Source organism: Hymenobacter sp. BT491 (assembly GCF_014349165.1).
GTDB lineage: Bacteria > Bacteroidota > Bacteroidia > Cytophagales > Hymenobacteraceae > Hymenobacter > Hymenobacter jejuensis.
This window is the reverse complement of record NZ_JACSJJ010000003.1, coordinates 372,343-389,222: the sequence shown is the minus strand read 5'-3', so window position 1 is coordinate 389,222 and position 16,880 is coordinate 372,343. Positions and strand designations below refer to the sequence as shown.

The window sequence follows — 16,880 nt, the reverse complement described above, 5'->3', positions numbered from 1 at the left end:
CTTCTTTATTTATTAAATGATTGATAATCAAATATATAATATATATGGAACCGGTCTGTACGCATCTCGCCAGCCTAGATCATTTGTATGTTGCCACTGAGCACATCTGCCCTGAGTGCGTAGCACTAGGCGATAATTGGGTACACCTACGCGTGTGCCAAACCTGCGGCCACGTCGGGTGCTGCGACAACTCCAAAAACAAACACGCTACCAAGCATTTCCACGCCACACAGCACCCCGTTATCACCTCAGCCGAACCCGGCGAGCGCTGGGCCTGGTGCTACGTGGATAGTGAGATTATGGAATATTGACCGTAGTCGCCTGCACTCCAAATTTGCCCTGCTCCTTGCTCTGTACAGAGCGTCGTGCAACGACCTTTCTGAATACACAAAGCCCTGTTTCAAGGTGCCGTTGAGCAGCCGAAACAGGGCTTTGTAACAAGCGGTAGCGGCAAGAATAGCGTTACTTGATCAATCTTACTCTCTACCCAATCTTGCTGAAGCCGCAGTAGCTGTGCAGGACTTCGGGTAGTCGGATGCCGTCTTCTGACTGGTTGTTTTCCAGCAGGGCCGCCACGATGCGGGGCAGGGCCAGGGCCGAGCCATTGAGTGTGTGCAGAAGTTGCGTTTTGCCGCCTTCGGTGCGATACCGCAGCTTGAGGCGGTTGGCTTGGAAGGTCTCGAAGTTGCTGGCCGAACTTACTTCCAGCCAACGACCTTGCGCGGCGCTCCACACTTCTAGGTCGTAAGTGAGAGCTGAGGTAAAGCTCATGTCGCCTCCGCACAGGCGTAGCACCCGATAAGGCAGCTCTAGCTTTTGCAGCAACCCTTCGATGTGCGCTACCATGCTGTCTAAGGCGGCGTAGCTCTGCTCAGGATGCGTTATCTGCACGATTTCAACCTTATCAAACTGGTGTAGGCGGTTGAGGCCGCGCACGTCGGCACCCCATGAGCCGGCTTCGCGGCGGAAGCAGGGCGTGTAGCCAGCATTGCGAATGGGCAGCTTTTCGGCCGGAATAATTTCGTCGCGGTACAGGTTTGTGATGGGTACTTCCGCGGTCGGAATCAGGTAGAGATTGTCTTGCGCGTCGTGGTACATCTGGCCGTCTTTGTCCGGCAACTGGCCCGTGCCGTAGCCCGAAGCTTCGTTAACCAGAATAGGCGGCTGCATTTCGGTGTAGCCAGCGTTGCGCGCTTCGTCGAGGAAGAAGTTGATCATGGCCCGCTGCAACCGCGCGCCTTGCCCTTTATACACCGGAAAGCCCGCGCCCGTAATCTTGTTGCCGAGGTCAAAATCAATGATGTCGTACTTCTTGATTAACTCCCAGTGAGGCAAGGCGTTAGCAGGAAGTTCGGGTTTTTGACCTTTTTCCGAAACAACTTCGTTCTCTTGGGGCGTGCGGCCCTCAGGCACACTGCTGTGCGGCAGATTGGGTAGCTTTACCAAGGTTTGCTGCAACGCGGATTCTACCTGCGCCAGCTCATCGGCGTGCGCCTTGATTTCTTGCTTTAGTACGGCAGTACGGGCTTTCAGCGCTTCTGCCCCCGATTTGTCGCCGCTTTTCATCAGGCCCCCGATCTGGCGGGCCAGTTCGTTGGCTTCGGCCTGGGCTTGGTCGTGCTCGGTTTGGAGTTGCCGCCGCCGCTGGTCGAGATCCAAAATCGACTGCACATCGGCTTCGGCGTTGGCATAATGCTTTTTGGCCAGCCCGGCCAGCACCATTTCGCGGTGCTCTTTCAGAACAGAAACTTGCAGCATACAACTAAAAAACGCGGATTTGAACTAGGGCAAAAGTAGAGAGAAGTAGCGTAAGCTGCCGATCTTTCGATGCGCGTGGCCTCACCGAAGCCAAAAGGGCTCTGTGACACCGAAATGTTGAAATTTTGGTTGCAGAAAAAAGATGAATCCCATTTGGCTATTCGGGCGTATTAGCTTAACATTGCGTTAGCAAGCCGGCGTCTGATGCCGGGCCCGCAGTTGGTTTTTGCTCGCGTTTGGCCCGTTATTATTTCCAGCGCCATCCCCCTGTCGTACCATTCCGTTTTAGTTAGAATCTGTGCTCAGCGCCGTTTAGCGGCAGCCTCCATTGCTCGGCTTGGCTTTTGTTACGCCGCCTCCGGCCCCTTACCCCGATTTCTCTTCCCACTCCCTATATGTACACTATTGATGAATTGAAGGACCGTCTGCTTTCTGAGTTAAAGGAAATTGCAGAAGTACTTAACGTCGGTAACTTCAAGAAACTAAGCAAGCAAGATCTGATTTATAAGATCCTTGATCAGCAAGCAATTACCCCGGCCGATAAACTGCCGAAGAAAACACTTAAGCCCGGCGCTGCCAAAGGCGAAGACGAGCCTGCAACGGACGAAGCCGTAGCAGCTCCAGCCGTTGTGCGGGCGGCCCCTGCACCCCGAGCCAATGGCCGCCAGAGTGCCGCACCGCGCGAAAACCGCCGCGCTGCCGCTCCTGCCTCCCAGGCTGCGTCCGCGCCAGAAGCCGCCGTTGCGGAAGCGACGCCCGCTCCAACGCCAGAACCTGCCCCCGTCATCGCTGAAGCGCCGGCCGAAGCCGTTGCCTCGGCACCTACCGAAAACGGCGCTGCTACCGATCGTCCGGTAAGATTATATCAGCGCCCTGAACGCCGCAGCCGCAATGGGGAACGCCCGCGCAATGCCCCTGATGGACAGCCAATTGCTGTCAACGGCCATGAAAATGGCGCTGCAAGTACTCCAGCCGTCGCTGCTGCCGTGGTAGAAGCGCCAGTTCTGGCGGCTCCCGCAGAAGCCGTTGTTGCAATGCCAGCGCCCCGCGAAGCTCGCCCCGAAACTGCGCCTACCGCTTTTGTGCGTGAACCGCGTGAAAGCCGCGAACCCCGCGAAAACCGGGGCGACCAGCCGCGGGAATTCCGCGAAAACCGTGAACAGCGCGCCGAGGGCGTACGCGAAGGCCGTGAGTACCGCAACGATCAACCACGGGAGGCGCGTCCGTTGCGCGATCAGCCTCGTGACCGCGACCAGCGCCGCGACGACCGCTTTGCAGCCCGCGAACAGCAGCGTCAGCAGCGCCAAGGCGAACCCCGGGAGCCACGGCAAGGCGCTGAGCCTCGTCAGAACGATCAGCAGGCCCAACGCCCGCGCAACGATTTCGAAATCAGCATTCAGAGCGAAGGTACCCTGGAATTAATGCCAGATGGTGGCTACGGTTTCCTGCGTTCGCCTTTCTATAATTATCTCTCGTCGCCCGACGACATCTACGTAGCGCCGCAGCAAGTAAAGCAGTATGCTTTAAAAGCTGGTGACACCGTAAAATGCACGATTCGGCCACCGCGTGAGGGCGAAAAATACTTCGCGCTGATCAGCGTAGAAGGCATCAACGGCCGCACGGTGGAAGAAGCCCGCGATCGCATCCCGTTCAACAATCTTACGCCGCTGTTTGCGGAAGAGCGCCTCAAGCTGACTACCAAGCCTAACTTGCTCAGTACCCGCATCTTAGACTTGTTTGCTCCGATTGGCAAGGGCCAGCGTGGCCTGATCGTGGCCCAGCCTAAAACGGGTAAGACGGTGCTGTTGCAGGAAATTGCCAACGCCATTTCTGAAAACCACCCGGAAGTTTACCTGATCATCTTGTTGATCGACGAACGCCCGGAAGAAGTAACGGACATGGCGCGTTCGGTGAAAGCCGAGGTGCTAAGCTCGACTTTCGACGAAACGGCCGACCGCCATGTCAAAATCGCCAGCATTGCGTTGGACAAAGCCAAGCGTTTGGTAGAATGCGGCCACGACGTGGTCATTCTGCTCGACTCCATTACGCGCTTGGCGCGGGCTTACAACACGGTACAACCCGCTTCCGGCAAAATTCTGTCGGGTGGTGTGGATGCCAACGCGCTGCACAAGCCGAAGCGCTTCTTCGGAGCCGCACGTAACGTAGAAAACGGTGGTTCTCTGACCATTATCGCTACGGCGCTGATCGAAACCGGTTCTAAGATGGATGAAGTGATCTTTGAAGAATTCAAAGGCACTGGCAACATGGAATTGCAGCTCGATCGCAAGCTGGCCAACAAGCGCGTGTTCCCGGCCATCGACGTACCGGCTTCCGGTACTCGCCGCGAAGACTTGCTCATGGGCAAAGACGAGCTCAATCGTATCTGGGTGTTGCGCAAGTTTATGTCCGACATGACGGCTACTGAGGCCATGGAATTCCTCAAAGACCGCATGAAAGGCACGCAGAGCAACAGCGAGTTCTTGGTGTCGATGAACGGCTAATCGTTTGTAATTCGTTAAAAAGGCCACTTGGGAATATCCAAGTGGCCTTTTTAATGTTCAGCTGTTCTTGAAACAGTACAGTTAAAATTCAAACCATCCTGCCAGCTTCTGGTTTTTGCGTCTATGCAACCTGCCTCTTCCGATCGACCCGAAATCCTTTACATCTACGATCCGCTCTGCGGCTGGTGCTACGGCATGACACCCGTAATCCAACGCATTCGCGACGAATACCACGATCGGCTCGACGTGTCGGTGCTGAATGGCGGCATGGTTGTGGGGGAGCAAGTAGGGCCTCTTCGGGAAATGTGGGACTACATCGGCGGTGCTCTGCAAAATGTGGAAGCGGTTACCGGCGCCACGTTTGGCGATCCGTATCGTGCGCTGGGCGAGGAGGGAATCTATGTGCAGAACTCGGAGCCCCCTTGCCGCGCGCTTACCGTTTTTCGCCAGCTCGATACCGAGGGCCGCACCGTTGATTTTGCGCACGCTATTCAACAGGCGCTGTTTCGGGATGGGAAAGACCTCAACCAGCGTGCTACGTACGAAACGCTATTGAAACCGTATGGCTTGGACGTAGCCGAGTTTGGCCGTCGCTTTGAGGCCCCCGAAGCGGCCGCAGCCACCCGCCAGGAATTTGCTGCCGTCGCCCGGATTGGCGTGCAGGGTTTCCCGACTGCCGTTTTGCGTGTGGGCGAACAAGGCTATGTGCTGGCGCGCGGCTTTCAGCCCTACGATACTTTTGCCAGCGGTTTGCGAGCCGCATTACGCCAATCTTACTCGGAAAACGGGTTTTAGGCCTTGTTTATAAATGATTGATAGTCAATTATTTATAAATATACAGATTTTAGCCGCCCGAACTAGGGAGCTTGATGACCTGCTTCTTAAGCGGCGACCAAGCAATGCGGCGGCGATCTTCCTTGCCCACCAAATAGTCGAAGCCAATGGCGTCGGGACGACGTTGCAGATCATCCCAAGTGGTGCGGTCGAGCGAGCCGCCGGGGTAGGTATCCTTGGCAGTGAGAGCCGGTCGATGGAAATTTTTATCCGCAAAAAACTCGTCCATGCGCCGCCGGACAAAGGCTTCGCGCTCGGCTTGGCTGGCGGTGTTGCCTTTCATTTCATAGACCAAGGCGGCTTCTAAATCGGCGGCGGTCAGCACTTCGCGAAAAATGACTTGGCCGCCGGCGTCGGTAATCGTGAAGGTAGCTTCGCCACTGAGCAGGTTGGGCCCGCGCAACGCCAACATAAACAAATCGGGCACGGACGGAGACGAAAACGGATGCCGACGCCGCACCACCTTCAGCGTGTCCGATTGGGCCGTGACTTTGGCGGCGCGCGCCGTATCGAGGGGCTCGGCTGCAGCCGTGTCGCTGGCCAAGGCGGGTTCCTGCGTCCGGGTTGCTTTAGGATTAGAGCAAGCAATTGGCAGAAGTAACAGCGGAAAAAACCGAAGAAAGCGCATACGCTAACAAGTTGGGTACGACCTGTTTCCTACGTAAGTACCTTGGTTGTCGTTGGGAAAGCGAACGGTGACAGTCCCGCTTACAAATATCCGTGCTGCCACACCAGCATGGCAATAAAAGCGGCGCTTAGGCACAGCGACGATACTTGATTCATGCGCATGGTATGGTCAAAATCAGCGGCGGCCGGGTCGTGCCACGCCTGCATGGCCCACCGCCCAAACAGCAGCGTGATCGGCCCGGTAGCGACCAGAAAGATCAGCAGGTTGCGTAGCTCGTTTCGGAAAGTGTACACTATTGCCAGCAACGCCGCCCCAAACAATAGTCCTACGGCCGCAAATACAAACGTGCCACGAATGCCCAATACCAGGCTCAGAGTACGATCGCCGCGTTTTCTATCTTCTTGATGCTGATATACTTGCGTAAGTGGGTAGGAGCCGCATAGAAACAGCGTGCTCACCAAAGCCAAGAGCAGATTATCGGTGGCCAGCACTTCGGTGAGCCGCACGCCGGCCCCAATCTGCGTCATGACAAATGTGAAAGCGCCCTGAAATATCACCACAACCACGGTGCTCAAGAGCGGGTATTTCTTCAACCGGATGCCTTCGTAGCTGTAGGCTTTCGAAACCAGCAAATACACCGCCACCATCGCCGCGAAAAGCGGCGAAAGCCACCACGCCCCCACGATTGCCAGCGCATCGAACACCCACACCAGGTGCAGCAATTCTTGCGACACCTTGGGCGGTCGGCGCAGACCGCCGATGCTGCCTTCGTCGCGGTCGTAATAGGAGTTATAGCCGTTGGAAGCGGGGTACGCCAGCAGGTGCAACACCACAAATACGCCCACCACCCGGCCCACATGCAGCGGCTCGCGCACAGCACTCAGGCCAAACCAGAAGATCGGCATCAGGTACACCGAAAAAGGAATGCGCAACAGGGGCAGCGCGCGACGATAGCCGGAAAGGGTCATAAGCAAGCAGGAAGGCGCGGCGCCCGCGCCCGGCATTGGCGGGCAAGGTACGGAACGAATTGGCCTAACGGCACGCGCGCAAAGCGAGTTACGCAGACCTTGCTATTTCGGCCAGCCCACCAGATAAGTTACCTGCGAGCCCGTCCAATGCCGCACTTTGCCGGTCTGCCACTGAAACGTCTGCTCCGGATCGGCCCGGCGAGCCAAGGCCAGCAACTGATCCGGCGAATACATCCGCAGAATGGATACGGTGCCATCCCAGATTGTGCACAGCGGAATGAGCGGGATGATGTAGGTAAAGAACAGTCGACTCAGCCGAAAGGGCTTCATAAATGGCGTCGCCAGCAATTGCAGCACCGGCAGCACCGTCCAGGCCAGCAGGATTTCGTGCCAGTGCTTGCCGGCACCTTCAAACGCCCCAAAACCGGCCCGTTTGCGCACCGCATCGGAGAGCATGGCTTCGGCTGCTGCGGGCTCAAAATGGTGAAAGGCCGAAAAGATGGTTCGAAAGCCGGTAAGCGACTCTGGCACCGCCAGCGCATTAACGGGCGTCGGCTCGTAGCCGATGATGCCCCAAGTGCGATGACGAATGTCCTGCCAGGCAGCGGGCTGCGGATACAGGTCGGTTAGGGTCACGCGCACCTTCGCCATGCCCGGCAGCCTGCGAAGGTCTTTTACCACTTCCTCGGTGCCGCCCCCCGCGCCGGCGCCTAACTCGATAATGCGTTGTTGATCAGTCTGTTGTAGGGCATTGTGCAGCAGCGGCACAACGGGCTCGTAAATGTCCAGGTTACTGATCATGAAGCGCAGGTAGTCCATCATGCCCGCGCGGATGACAGTTGGAAACCACGGCAAATCTTCGAATTCGAATAGTTGGGCACGGAAGCGCATAGGCATAAGTCGATTTCGAGAGGGCGGAACAGCGAGCGCATCTACTACGGCCCGGCTGGCTATTCGGATGGCCGTAGTGCGCTCCAGACACCCAAAATCAGCGATATCTGGGAAGCCAGGCACTGAAATTCAACAAGTGTATCTGTTGAATATGAAGTATCAGTGAATCAAGTGATTACCCCATGTTTTGCGAACTTTAAAGAAGTAAAATTCTGGGCACTAATGAAAATAGAGGAAGCAAATGCTTGTACGCGCTGCAAAACTTTTACAGCTTTGCAGCACAAAGTGCTTTTAAGCAGATGAAGCCAGCCACCGATCCTTTAGCTCAACTCACCGAGATCCGCGCCATCATGGAGCGGTCTTCCCGTTTCATCTCGCTCAGCGGCCTGTCAGGAGTAGGAGCGGGGATAGTGGCTTTGGCCGGTGACGCAGTGGGGTATTGGCGTTTGCGCACGCAGTACGGCGAAGGCGGCTACGTGCGCCTGTTGGAAGGCTCGCAGCAAGACCGTATCGCGACGTTGCCGTTTCTGCTGGGATTGGCCGCTGCGGTCATCGTAGTAGCTTTGGGAGTGGCAATTTATTTTACGCGCCGCCGGGCCAAGCAAGAAGGCGCGCCTTTGTGGAGCGCCTTGGGGCGGCGTTTGGCACTTAGCTTAGCCATTCCGCTGGTGGCGGGGGGGCTGTTTTGCCTTCAACTGTATATGCACGGCGCGGCGGGCTTGGTGGTTCCCGCTATGCTGCTGTTTTATGGCTTGGCGCTTCTCAACGGCAGCAAATACACACTCGACGAAATCCGGTTGCTGGGCCTGACGGAAATAGCCTTGGGCTTGGTGGCAAGCTTGCTGCCCGGCTTAGGATTACTGTTCTTTGCGCTCGGTTTCGGCTTGGGCCACATTGGCTACGGGCTTCTCATGTACAATCGCTACGAGCGCGCCCCTCAATCGCTGTGAAGCACGTAATTCATACCCTCAACAAAGCTTTTGACAACCGCGTCCGACTCGGCGTGATGGCGGTGCTTATGGCCAACGATGCGGTAAGCTTCAACGAGCTCAAAGAAGCCCTCGACCTCACCGACGGCAACTTGGCCAGCCACGTTTCGGCCCTCGAAAAAGTTGGTTATGTAGACGTTAGCAAGCAGTTTGTTGGCAAGAAACCGAACACAACTTATACCGCCTCCAAAGAAGGCAAACAGGCTTTTCAGGAGCATCTGAACGCGCTCGAAAAATTGCTGAAAGGGAACAGCTAAAATTTTTTGTGTTTGCGCTTTGAAATACAAAGTTCTTTTAAAATCTGAAAGTGATGTTGGTTCAATGCGATCTTCCATAAATGACACTAAATCAATAAGATATGAACACTGATATTCGGCTGCCCATTACGCTTGAAAGAACTACACAGCGCGCCGTGACCCCGCGCATTTCGCTCACAAAGCTGCAAAAACTCCTGCTCCCAATCGGGGCGATAGCGTTTGACGTGTTGTTCTGGGAACATGCGGCGGGCCTCAATTTGGCGTTGTACACGTTGTTTGTGGTGGGGGGCGTGTTAGCGGGGCAGCCGCTGCACGCCGCGGTGTGGCGCTCTGGCTACTTCTGGTTTGCGCTGAGCGGCACGGTACTGAGCGCCGTGATGGTGGTATTGTATGCCTCCGGTGCGGCCCAACTAGCGTGCGTAGCTTCGCTAGTTATTCTGTTGGGCTACGTCAACCAGCCGCATTTGAAGCTGGTCGTGTATGCCTTGTTCACGGCCATTGCCAATTTAGGGCATGCGGTGCCGGGGGTGCTGTCGTACCTGCGTCCGCCGCAGAATGTAGGCTCCAAGGCAGCGCGGACGTGGTTTTATGGGCGGCTACTGGTGCTGCCGATGTTGGTGCTGGGGCTGTTCCATGTGTTGTTTTCGCTCGCCAATCCCAAATACAACGCCTTGTCAGCGAGGGCGTTGCAAATGCTCTCGGATTGGCTAAGCGAGATTTTTGTGCACATCTCGGTGCCGGAGCTGCTGTTCTGCCTACTGGGCTTGGTGCTTACGGCGGGGGCGCTGGTCGTAGTGCCCGTTCACCTCTTCGCCGACCACGAATCGCGCTTCGGAGAGTTTGTGCGGCGGCAGCGCAACCGGGTGGCTTCCTTCGCCGTGCGCCAGCCCGATTTTCGCACTTGTTCGTTTCGCGCCCTCGACCTGCGCAAAGAATACCTGATGGCGCTGGCCGTGTTGGCTTTGGTCAATGGGTTGCTGCTCGTGGTCAACGCCATCGACATCAACTGGATCTGGTTTGGCTTTCAACCCGCCCCCGGCTTCGACCTGACGCAGTTTGTGCACGAGGGCACGTACGTGCTCATTCTGAGCATCTTGGTAGCCATGGCCATTGTGCTGTGGTTTTTCCGCCGCAACCTCAATTTCTACCAGCCGGGCTTGCGCACGTTGCGCATCGGGGCCACTATTTGGGTGGTGCAGAATGCGGTACTGGCCATCTCGGTGGGGCTGCGAAACTACTATTACATTCTCCATACGGGGCTGGCTTACAAGCGCATCGGCGTGTACGGCTTCCTGCTCGACATGCCCGGCCGCGTATTGCCCGAAGTGGTGGAGCGCCGCGCTGTGCTCAACGAAGTGCCCAAACTCACCTTCGAAGACGGCTACAATGGCTTCATCCCCTTAGGGCCCCAGCAGGCCCAGACTCGGCTCGACGCCACCGTTGCCGAATGGGTTCGCCATTACGAAGCCCACCGCCTGCACGATTGGCAAAGCTGGAATTACGCTGATTATCAGGCTTATCAACAACTCAAACGTCGCTAAAACTATGCTCATGTTAGTAAAAGTCAGCGCCACGGTATTGCTGATTGTGCTCACGGTAGGCGTGTTGCTCGCGTTGGGTGCGCTACTCGGTTGGCAGCAACACGCCGCCACTTCCTCCGAACGAATCCAGCGGCTGTTGAGTGGCGTTTTGCCCACAGCCGGAGTGTTGCTGAGCTTATTGCTCGCGGCTTTTGTGTGGGTGGCGTTGCTGTGGAGCGCCCAAGGGCCGGAATATGTGCCAAGCAGTTGGCAGTAGAATTGGGCTATGTATCATGCTTGTAAACTATTGATAATCAATTAATTATTTATGGAGATCATATTCGTGTATAATCCTTCAGGTGCGGTGCCTTGATTACCGTTCGGTTGAGGCACCGCGTCTGTTATCCATTACTTCACTAAGCGAATACGCACTCCACTGAGATCTATCTCACAGAAAATGAGACGTTTCCTTTTCAAGTTGCTGCTGCCTTTGCCCGTCATTCCGCCCATGTTTCTCTGGACGGTGGCCGCGCTGTTGTTCGTAAGCCTGAACCTGCTGTGGAGGCAGGAAATCTGGCCGCATACGCCCGGCGCCTCGCCCGTGCTCGAGGCGCTGTTGATAACTACACTCGGCTGCCTCATCCCGCAAGGCATGTCCATCGCGTGGAGATGGCTGTCGGGGCATCCAGGGCCCAGATGGATGAAGGCGCTGTTGCAAATCGGCCTATTGCCACTGCTAATGGGTGCGGCGTTGCTGGCGCTGGTCTGCTTGATTATGGCAGTAATAGCGTGGTTGCAAGTGCTGTAAAAGGGCTTTGCCATACGGTTGAGCTATCGTGGTTCCAGCAGAGCCAAGTGGACGTTGGCAGGCGATTTTGAGCATCCTTTTAGGCCCTGATAGCAGGAGATTGTAGCTGAATACAAGCGTATTAAGTGGTTATAGCCGCCGGGCCGCGCCTAACTGGTATATTTGCGGCTCCGTAGCCAGCACCGCTGGCCGGGTTTGGTCCCAACGCGCTCCGAATGTCCGCTCCCAAAACGCCTCAACCAAACGACGCGCCCCGTCCACGGCGCCGCTGGCCCAACATTCTGACGCGTGCCATGTGGGGCGTCTTTGCCATTGGTGTGGGGATATTTTTGCTGTACCCCATTCTGGTAGGCACCAACTTTTTGTTCCTGTTCGGCAAGTCGCCGGGCCTCGACGAGCTGGAAAATCCCAAAGTGGAGCAGGCTTCCGAAGTGTATACTTCCGACGGCGTCCTGATCGGCAAGTATTTCCGCGAGAACCGCTCGCCGGTGGCGCTCAGCAAAATGTCGCCGCTGCTGATCAAAGCGCTCATCGCTACCGAGGACGTGCGCTATTATAAGCACGCTGGTATCGATCCAACTGCCTTATTAGCAACATTTTACTACACGGCTCGCGGTGAGAAGCGCGGGGGCAGCACCATCACGCAGCAGCTGGCCAAAAACCTCTACAAAACCCGCCGCGGCGACCGCGGCGTACTGGGCCACATTCCGCTGGTAAATGTGATCGTGAGCAAAACCAAAGAGTGGCTCACGGCCGTGGAACTAGAGCGTCGCTACACCAAGGAGGAAATTCTGCGGATGTATCTCAACACCGTTGAGTACGGCTCCAACGCGTTCGGCATTAAGGTAGCGGCCAAGACGTTTTTCAGCACCTCGCCCGATAGCCTCAAGCCCGAAGAAGCTGCCATGCTCATTGGCGTGCTCAACAATCCTACGGCTTTCAATCCGCGCTTTCATCCGGAAGCGGCCCTGAAACGCCGGAATGTGGTACTCGAACGGATGGGGCAAGCTAACGTTCTGAAAGCGAAGGCAGTAGATTCTTTGCAGAAAATGCCCATCGCGCTTCGTTACCAAGTCGAGAAGCACGTCGATGGACCGGATACGTATTTCCGCGGGGCCATTAGTTCTTTCGTAAACGACTGGTGTGAGCGCAACGGCTACGACATGTACCGCGACGGCTTGAAAATCTACACCAGCATCGACTCGCGGATGCAGCAGTACGCCGAAGAATCGGTGCAGCAGCGCATGAAACGGCTACAGCAAGAGTTTGATGCGTCGGTGCGTAACCGCGGCACCAAACCTTGGATTGATGAAGACGGCAAGGAAATTCCCGACTTTATCGAAACTCAAATCAAGCGTACCGAGCAGTATAAAGAACTGGCGGAGCGCTACAAGGGCCAGCCCGCCCGCCTCGATTCGGCCCTGCACGCCAAGCACCCCATGAAGGTGTTTACGTGGAAGGGCGACGGCGATACGACTTTGGTTCTGTCGCCCCTCGATTCGCTGGCGTACTACAAGCGTTTCCTGCACGCGGGCATGATGACCATGGACCCGTACACGGGCTACATAAAAGCCTGGGTAGGAGGGCTTAATCACCGCTTCTTCCAGTACGACCATGTGCGGCAGGGCAAGCGCCAGGCGGGCTCTACCTTCAAACCCTTTGTCTACCTGACGGCCCTCGACAACGGCTACTCGCCCTGCGATCGCATCCGCGACGAGCGCGTGACCATTAAATACGTCGAAAATGGCCAGCCCATGGAATGGAAGCCCGACAACGTAACGCGCGAATACACCGGCATCAACATGACGTTGCGCCACGCCATGGCCCGCTCCGTCAACTCCGTGACGGCGCAGCTTACCGAGCTTGTGGGCTGGGACAAAGTGGCTGACTACGCGCATAAAGTAGGCATCCGCAGCAAGCTTTTGCCCGTGCCCAGCATCGGGTTGGGCTCGGCCGGCGACGTGAGCGTATACGAAATGGTGGACGCCTACAGCACGTTTGCCAACAATGGTTTCCGGACGGAGCCCTTGCTCGTAACGCGCATAGAAGATCGTAATGGCAACGTAATCAAGCAGTTCGATCCGAAGCAAAAGCGCGTCATCTCACCCGAAACGGCTTGGCTAATGACCTACATGCTGCGCGGCGGTATGGAAGAACCCGGCGGTACGTCGCAGGCACTTTGGGATTACAAACTTTGGAAGAATAACAACCAGATTGGTGGCAAAACGGGTACCACTTCCAACTACTCCGATGGTTGGTACATGGGCGTCACCAAGGACCTTGTAACCGGGGTGTGGGTAGGAGGGGAAGACCGCTCGATTCACTTTTTCCGCTCGCAGCAAGGCGAAGGCGGGCGCATGGCGCTGCCGGTGTTTGGGCTCTACATGGAAAAGCTGTACGCCGACGAAACGCTCGGCATTACAATGGGGCCTTTTCCCAAATCGCCCGTCAAAATCACCAAAAAGTACGTTTGCTACACCGAAGTACCCCGTCCGCGTCGCGCCGAAGTCGTCGATTCAATCGTGACGGATAACCTGCTGGAGCGGATCAACAGCGGCGCTGTAGCAGTCCCGGATAGCTTGTGAGCTAGAAAGATAATTATTTGGTTACCAGGAAGTTACGGCTATTCGGGTTCCTCTTTATACAGCGCCTCAAGGGCCGGCTTCAAGTGAGGGTATTCGAATGTAAAGCCTTGGCGAAGCACCTTTTCGGCGCTTACCCGCTGCGAAGCCAGCACAATCTCACTCATTTCGCCCATCATCAGCTTGAGGCCAAACGCCGGCACTTTTGGCAGAACCAATGGCCGGTGTAGCACTTCGGCTAATGTTTCAGTGAACTCCTTATTAGTGATAGGGTTAGGCGCGACGGCGTTGTAAACGCCGTGCCACTGAGGTTCTTCCAGCATCTGGATCAGCAAACGGCAGAGGTCGTCGCGGTGAATCCACGACATGTATTGCTTACCCGAACCTAGGGGCGCGCCGGCACCTAATTTGGTAGGCCGGGCAATTTGGGGGAGGGCGCCGCCCTCGGTGCTGAGCACAATGCCAATACGGGTAATGACGGTGCGGATGCCCAACTGCTCAATTTGTTGCGCTGCTAACTCCCATTGGTGCGCCACGTCGGCCAAGAAGTCGTCGGCGGGCGCTGGTGCCGTTTCTTCATTTACCAGCCTGTCATCCATGTCTCCGTAAATGCCTATGGCTGAGGCAGATATGAAAGCGGTTACGTGGTGATCGGCTTTAGCTAGCTCCTGGGCCAGTAAGTTTGTGCCGCCCAAGCGGCTGGCCATAATATCGCGTTTGCGCTCGTCGGTCCATTTGCCTTCCGACACGCTGGACCCGGCTAGGTTGATGATGCAATCGGCGTAGCGCACCGCGGCTTCATCGAGCGTGCCTTTGTTAAGATCCCAACGGAAGCTGCGGTAGCGGCCGGTGCTGGGCTGGCGGCTGAGCAAGGCCACTTCGTAGCCCGCATCGATGAGCATGTCGGCAAGGCGGGAGCCAATCAGGCCCGTGCCGCCGGTGATGAGAACTTTTCGAGACATGGTGTGTAGGCCAGTAGCGCTAACTACTGGGCTGGTAGCTGCTTAGGTGGGATAGGAAGTGCAAGCTAACAGCAATCGGCAAATTCCGATGAGCGTTACTTCCCAATTAATCGCAGAAACTCGCTGCGCAGCGTTTGGTCGGAGGCGAAAGCGCCCCCGTATTCGGCGGTGAGCGTACCGCTGCTGGTGTCATTTACGCCGCGGCTCATCACGCACAGGTGGTCGGCTTCGATCAGCACGGCTACGTCTTCGGTGCGCAACGCATTCTTCAGTTCCTCGGCAATCTGGCGCGTAAGCCGTTCTTGCACCTGTGGACGTCGGGCATAATACTGCACCACTCGGTTTAGTTTGGAAAGACCAACTACGTGTTCACCCGGCAGATACGCAACGTGCGCCTTGCCAATGATCGGCACAAAGTGGTGTTCGCAGCACGAAAACAGCGTGATGTCGCGCTCCACAAGCATTTGTTGGTAAGAATACCGGTTGTCGAACAGTTTTACATCGGGCCGGTGCTCGGGATTGAGCCCGCGAAACCACTCCTGCACGTACATTTTGGCCACGCGCCGGGGCGTACCGTTTAGGCTGTCGTCGTTGAGGTCAAGGCCGAGCAGGTCCATGATCTGCCGGAAGTGACCCGCAATGGCGTCGATCTTGGCCTCATCGGGCATATGAAAAGCATCGGAGCGAAGCGGGGTGCGCAAGTCGGCCGACAGGTGGGCATCGGCGACGAGGCCGTCCGCAGCAGAGGCTGCTGGTACGGGGTTATCCATGGTATTCTACAAAATTGCGGTCGGTCTCGTGCAGCGTGACCGACAGCTCCAGGTGAGGCTCTACATGAGCCCGTAGCCGGTTCCAGATCACGACGGCAATGTTTTCGGCCGTGGGGTTGAGATGGCGAAATTCTTCGGTATCCAGATTAAGGTTCCGATGATCAAAGGTATCCAGAATCTCGCGTTTGATGAGGTTACTCAGGCGTTTGAGGTCGTACACGTAGCCTGTCTCCGGGTCGATGGGGCCGCGTAGCCGGACCGTCAACTCGTAGTTATGTCCGTGGTAATGAGGGTTATTGCACTTGCCAAAAACCTGTTGGTTTCGTTCCTCACTCCAGGCGGGGTTGTGCAGACGGTGGGCGGCGTTGAAGTGTTCTTTGCGGCAAACGGTGATTAGCATAGTCGTGTTTTAACAGGCAACCCAGGCTTTTGTTTGAGCAGGCCAACCTCGATAATAGGCTGATATAAAGAACATTTTGGAAGCGTTTCCGGAGAATTTAGTAGTTAAATTATATAGCTTATGAATTATTAAATAAAAGCATATAATCTTAAAAAAAAACAATCCTGCGAGGTCGGAGATGCGCTGAGTGTCGTTAAATTTGGTGAGTCGGATACAAAAAACGACCCCCACTTTTGAACCTGTAACCACTTTCTTACCAACACATTTCATTGCTTATGAAACGAAGCATACTCCTCTCCCTCCTGTTGATGTTCGTGCTGACGGTGACTGGCTATGCGCAGAAGTCTCCGGTTGATGAAACGGACATGGCTGTTAAAGGCATCCCGCGCAAAGGGCAACGCGTTACCATCCAGCTGGACAGCAAGCGCGTCGACGACTCCTGGTTGAAGCACCTCAACGAAAAGTTTGGCAACAAAGTAAAGGCCGACAAAGGCGTTTACAGCATGGATGGAGTCATCATCGAAGAGATCTCCAAAACGCCGGTGCGCGTGATCAGCAAAGTGGATGCTACGCCGACCGGTACGACCGTTTGGTGGTCGCTCGACCTTGGCAACGCCTACCTGAGCAAAGACGCTACGCCCGTACAGTGGAAATCGGCCGAGGGCTTCCTGAAGGATTTCGCTCGTAAGCTCTACCGCGAAGACTTGGCCATCCAGGTAGCGGAAGCTGAAAAAGCGCTGGTTTCTTCGCAAAACAACCACATGGCCGTAATTGCCAAGTCGGATGCTATCAAGAAGGACATCGAGAAGAACAAAGCAAAGAAGCAGGAGATCCAGCAGCAGTTGGCCCAGAACGCAGCCGAATTGCTTCAGTACAACAACCAGATCGACATGAATCTGAAAGAGCAGGAAGCTGCCCGCGCCGACATTGTGAACATGCGCGTGGCTTTGGAAGCTGTGAAAGATCGCATGAACAAGATCGAGTAGTAGATAACTTATTGATTAATTGATAT

Annotated in this window: 17 protein-coding genes; 10 read left to right on the top strand and 7 right to left on the bottom strand. The window is 55.9% G+C overall.

All coding sequences use genetic code 11. From position 1 onward, the window contains the following. The first annotated feature begins 44 nt into the window (after positions 1-44). Positions 45-311, top strand: coding sequence for a UBP-type zinc finger domain-containing protein (locus H9I52_RS13165; protein ID WP_139516123.1), 267 nt, complete (start codon positions 45-47; stop codon positions 309-311). Between the two features lie 172 nt (positions 312-483). On the opposite strand, the gene serS is transcribed toward H9I52_RS13165, so the two are convergent. Continuing rightward, entirely contained in the window at positions 484-1,758 is a 1,275-nt protein-coding gene (gene serS, locus H9I52_RS13160; protein ID WP_187454248.1) for a serine--tRNA ligase, read from the bottom strand. 395 nt (positions 1,759-2,153) lie between these two features. On the opposite strand from serS, the gene rho reads away from it, so the two are divergent. Continuing rightward, a complete protein-coding gene (gene rho, locus H9I52_RS13155; RefSeq protein WP_187454247.1) occupies positions 2,154-4,259 on the top strand; it encodes a transcription termination factor Rho in 2,106 nt (701 codons plus the stop codon). Between the two features lie 123 nt (positions 4,260-4,382). After that, positions 4,383-5,054, top strand: a complete 672-nt coding sequence (locus H9I52_RS13150; RefSeq protein WP_187454246.1) for a DsbA family protein — start codon at positions 4,383-4,385, stop codon at positions 5,052-5,054. 49 nt (positions 5,055-5,103) lie between these two features. Here the strand turns inward: H9I52_RS13150 and H9I52_RS13145 are convergent, their stop codons facing one another. The 3 genes from H9I52_RS13145 to H9I52_RS13135 all read right to left on the bottom strand — a co-directional run bounded on the left by H9I52_RS13145 (position 5,104) and on the right by H9I52_RS13135 (position 7,703). Further along, positions 5,104-5,721 (bottom strand): hypothetical protein, encoded by a 618-nt coding sequence (locus tag H9I52_RS13145; protein ID WP_187454245.1) that lies wholly within the window; start codon positions 5,719-5,721, stop codon positions 5,104-5,106. Between the two features lie 80 nt (positions 5,722-5,801). Continuing rightward, positions 5,802-6,689 (bottom strand): UbiA family prenyltransferase, encoded by an 888-nt coding sequence (locus H9I52_RS13140; RefSeq protein WP_187454244.1) that lies wholly within the window; start codon positions 6,687-6,689, stop codon positions 5,802-5,804. A gap of 102 nt (positions 6,690-6,791) precedes the next feature. Next, positions 6,792-7,703: a class I SAM-dependent methyltransferase gene (locus H9I52_RS13135; protein WP_187454243.1), complete on the bottom strand. Its 912-nt coding sequence runs from the start codon at positions 7,701-7,703 to the stop codon at positions 6,792-6,794. Positions 7,704-7,879: 176 nt separating this feature from the next. Here H9I52_RS13135 and H9I52_RS13130 point away from each other — a divergent pair, with 176 nt between their 5' ends. The 6 genes from H9I52_RS13130 (at position 7,880) to H9I52_RS13105 (ending at position 13,739) form a co-directional block, all read left to right on the top strand. Beyond that, entirely contained in the window at positions 7,880-8,530 is a 651-nt protein-coding gene (locus H9I52_RS13130) for a hypothetical protein (protein ID WP_187454242.1), read from the top strand. Further along, a complete protein-coding gene (locus tag H9I52_RS13125) occupies positions 8,527-8,826 on the top strand; it encodes a winged helix-turn-helix domain-containing protein (RefSeq protein WP_187454241.1) in 300 nt (99 codons plus the stop codon). Before H9I52_RS13130 ends, H9I52_RS13125 begins: the two co-directional genes overlap by 4 nt. A 101-nt stretch (positions 8,827-8,927) precedes the next feature. Beyond that, the gene (locus tag H9I52_RS13120; RefSeq protein ID WP_187454240.1) at positions 8,928-10,367 is read left to right on the top strand and encodes a DUF4153 domain-containing protein; all 1,440 of its coding nucleotides are present in this window, start codon (positions 8,928-8,930) and stop codon (positions 10,365-10,367) included. Between the two features lie 10 nt (positions 10,368-10,377). Further along, complete coding sequence (locus H9I52_RS13115) at positions 10,378-10,623, top strand: hypothetical protein (protein WP_222940501.1); 246 nt, start codon at positions 10,378-10,380, stop codon at positions 10,621-10,623. A gap of 180 nt (positions 10,624-10,803) precedes the next feature. Further along, complete coding sequence (locus H9I52_RS13110; RefSeq protein ID WP_187454238.1) at positions 10,804-11,154, top strand: hypothetical protein; 351 nt, start codon at positions 10,804-10,806, stop codon at positions 11,152-11,154. Positions 11,155-11,369: 215 nt separating this feature from the next. After that, positions 11,370-13,739, top strand: coding sequence for a transglycosylase domain-containing protein (locus tag H9I52_RS13105; protein WP_262386069.1), 2,370 nt, complete (start codon positions 11,370-11,372; stop codon positions 13,737-13,739). A 38-nt stretch (positions 13,740-13,777) separates the two neighbouring features. Here the strand turns inward: H9I52_RS13105 and H9I52_RS13100 are convergent, their stop codons facing one another. From H9I52_RS13100 to H9I52_RS13090, 3 genes are all read right to left on the bottom strand, one after another. Then, on the bottom strand, positions 13,778-14,698 hold the full coding sequence (locus H9I52_RS13100; protein WP_187454237.1) for a TIGR01777 family oxidoreductase: 921 nt from the start codon (positions 14,696-14,698) through the stop codon (positions 13,778-13,780). 95 nt (positions 14,699-14,793) lie between these two features. After that, the gene (gene folE / locus H9I52_RS13095; RefSeq protein WP_139516136.1) at positions 14,794-15,468 is read right to left on the bottom strand and encodes a GTP cyclohydrolase I FolE; all 675 of its coding nucleotides are present in this window, start codon (positions 15,466-15,468) and stop codon (positions 14,794-14,796) included. Further along, complete coding sequence (locus H9I52_RS13090) at positions 15,461-15,868, bottom strand: 6-pyruvoyl trahydropterin synthase family protein (protein WP_139516137.1); 408 nt, start codon at positions 15,866-15,868, stop codon at positions 15,461-15,463. The genes folE and H9I52_RS13090 overlap by 8 nt, the downstream gene beginning before the upstream one ends. Before the next feature lie 275 nt (positions 15,869-16,143). On the opposite strand from H9I52_RS13090, the gene H9I52_RS13085 reads away from it, so the two are divergent. Next, positions 16,144-16,854 carry a DNA repair ATPase gene (locus tag H9I52_RS13085; protein WP_139516138.1) on the top strand — a complete coding sequence of 237 codons (711 nt, stop codon included), beginning with the start codon at positions 16,144-16,146 and terminating at the stop codon, positions 16,852-16,854. The last annotated feature ends 26 nt before the right edge of the window (positions 16,855-16,880 follow it).

Bases quoted from the DNA above. Each gene is read 5' to 3' on its own strand.
- H9I52_RS13165 (WP_139516123.1), top strand. From the start codon at position 45: ATGGAACCGGTCTGTACGCATCTCGCCAGCCTAGATCATTTGTATGTT.
- serS (WP_187454248.1), bottom strand. From the start codon at position 1,758: ATGCTGCAAGTTTCTGTTCTGAAAGAGCACCGCGAAATGGTGCTGGCC.
- rho (WP_187454247.1), top strand. From the start codon at position 2,154: ATGTACACTATTGATGAATTGAAGGACCGTCTGCTTTCTGAGTTAAAG.
- H9I52_RS13150 (WP_187454246.1), top strand. From the start codon at position 4,383: ATGCAACCTGCCTCTTCCGATCGACCCGAAATCCTTTACATCTACGAT.
- H9I52_RS13145 (WP_187454245.1), bottom strand. From the start codon at position 5,721: ATGCGCTTTCTTCGGTTTTTTCCGCTGTTACTTCTGCCAATTGCTTGC.
- H9I52_RS13140 (WP_187454244.1), bottom strand. From the start codon at position 6,689: ATGACCCTTTCCGGCTATCGTCGCGCGCTGCCCCTGTTGCGCATTCCT.
- H9I52_RS13130 (WP_187454242.1), top strand. From the start codon at position 7,880: ATGAAGCCAGCCACCGATCCTTTAGCTCAACTCACCGAGATCCGCGCC.
- H9I52_RS13120 (WP_187454240.1), top strand. From the start codon at position 8,928: ATGAACACTGATATTCGGCTGCCCATTACGCTTGAAAGAACTACACAG.
- H9I52_RS13115 (WP_222940501.1), top strand. From the start codon at position 10,378: ATGTTAGTAAAAGTCAGCGCCACGGTATTGCTGATTGTGCTCACGGTA.
- H9I52_RS13110 (WP_187454238.1), top strand. From the start codon at position 10,804: ATGAGACGTTTCCTTTTCAAGTTGCTGCTGCCTTTGCCCGTCATTCCG.
- H9I52_RS13105 (WP_262386069.1), top strand. From the start codon at position 11,370: ATGTCCGCTCCCAAAACGCCTCAACCAAACGACGCGCCCCGTCCACGG.
- H9I52_RS13100 (WP_187454237.1), bottom strand. From the start codon at position 14,698: ATGTCTCGAAAAGTTCTCATCACCGGCGGCACGGGCCTGATTGGCTCC.
- folE (WP_139516136.1), bottom strand. From the start codon at position 15,468: ATGGATAACCCCGTACCAGCAGCCTCTGCTGCGGACGGCCTCGTCGCC.
- H9I52_RS13090 (WP_139516137.1), bottom strand. From the start codon at position 15,868: ATGCTAATCACCGTTTGCCGCAAAGAACACTTCAACGCCGCCCACCGT.
- H9I52_RS13085 (WP_139516138.1), top strand. From the start codon at position 16,144: ATGAAACGAAGCATACTCCTCTCCCTCCTGTTGATGTTCGTGCTGACG.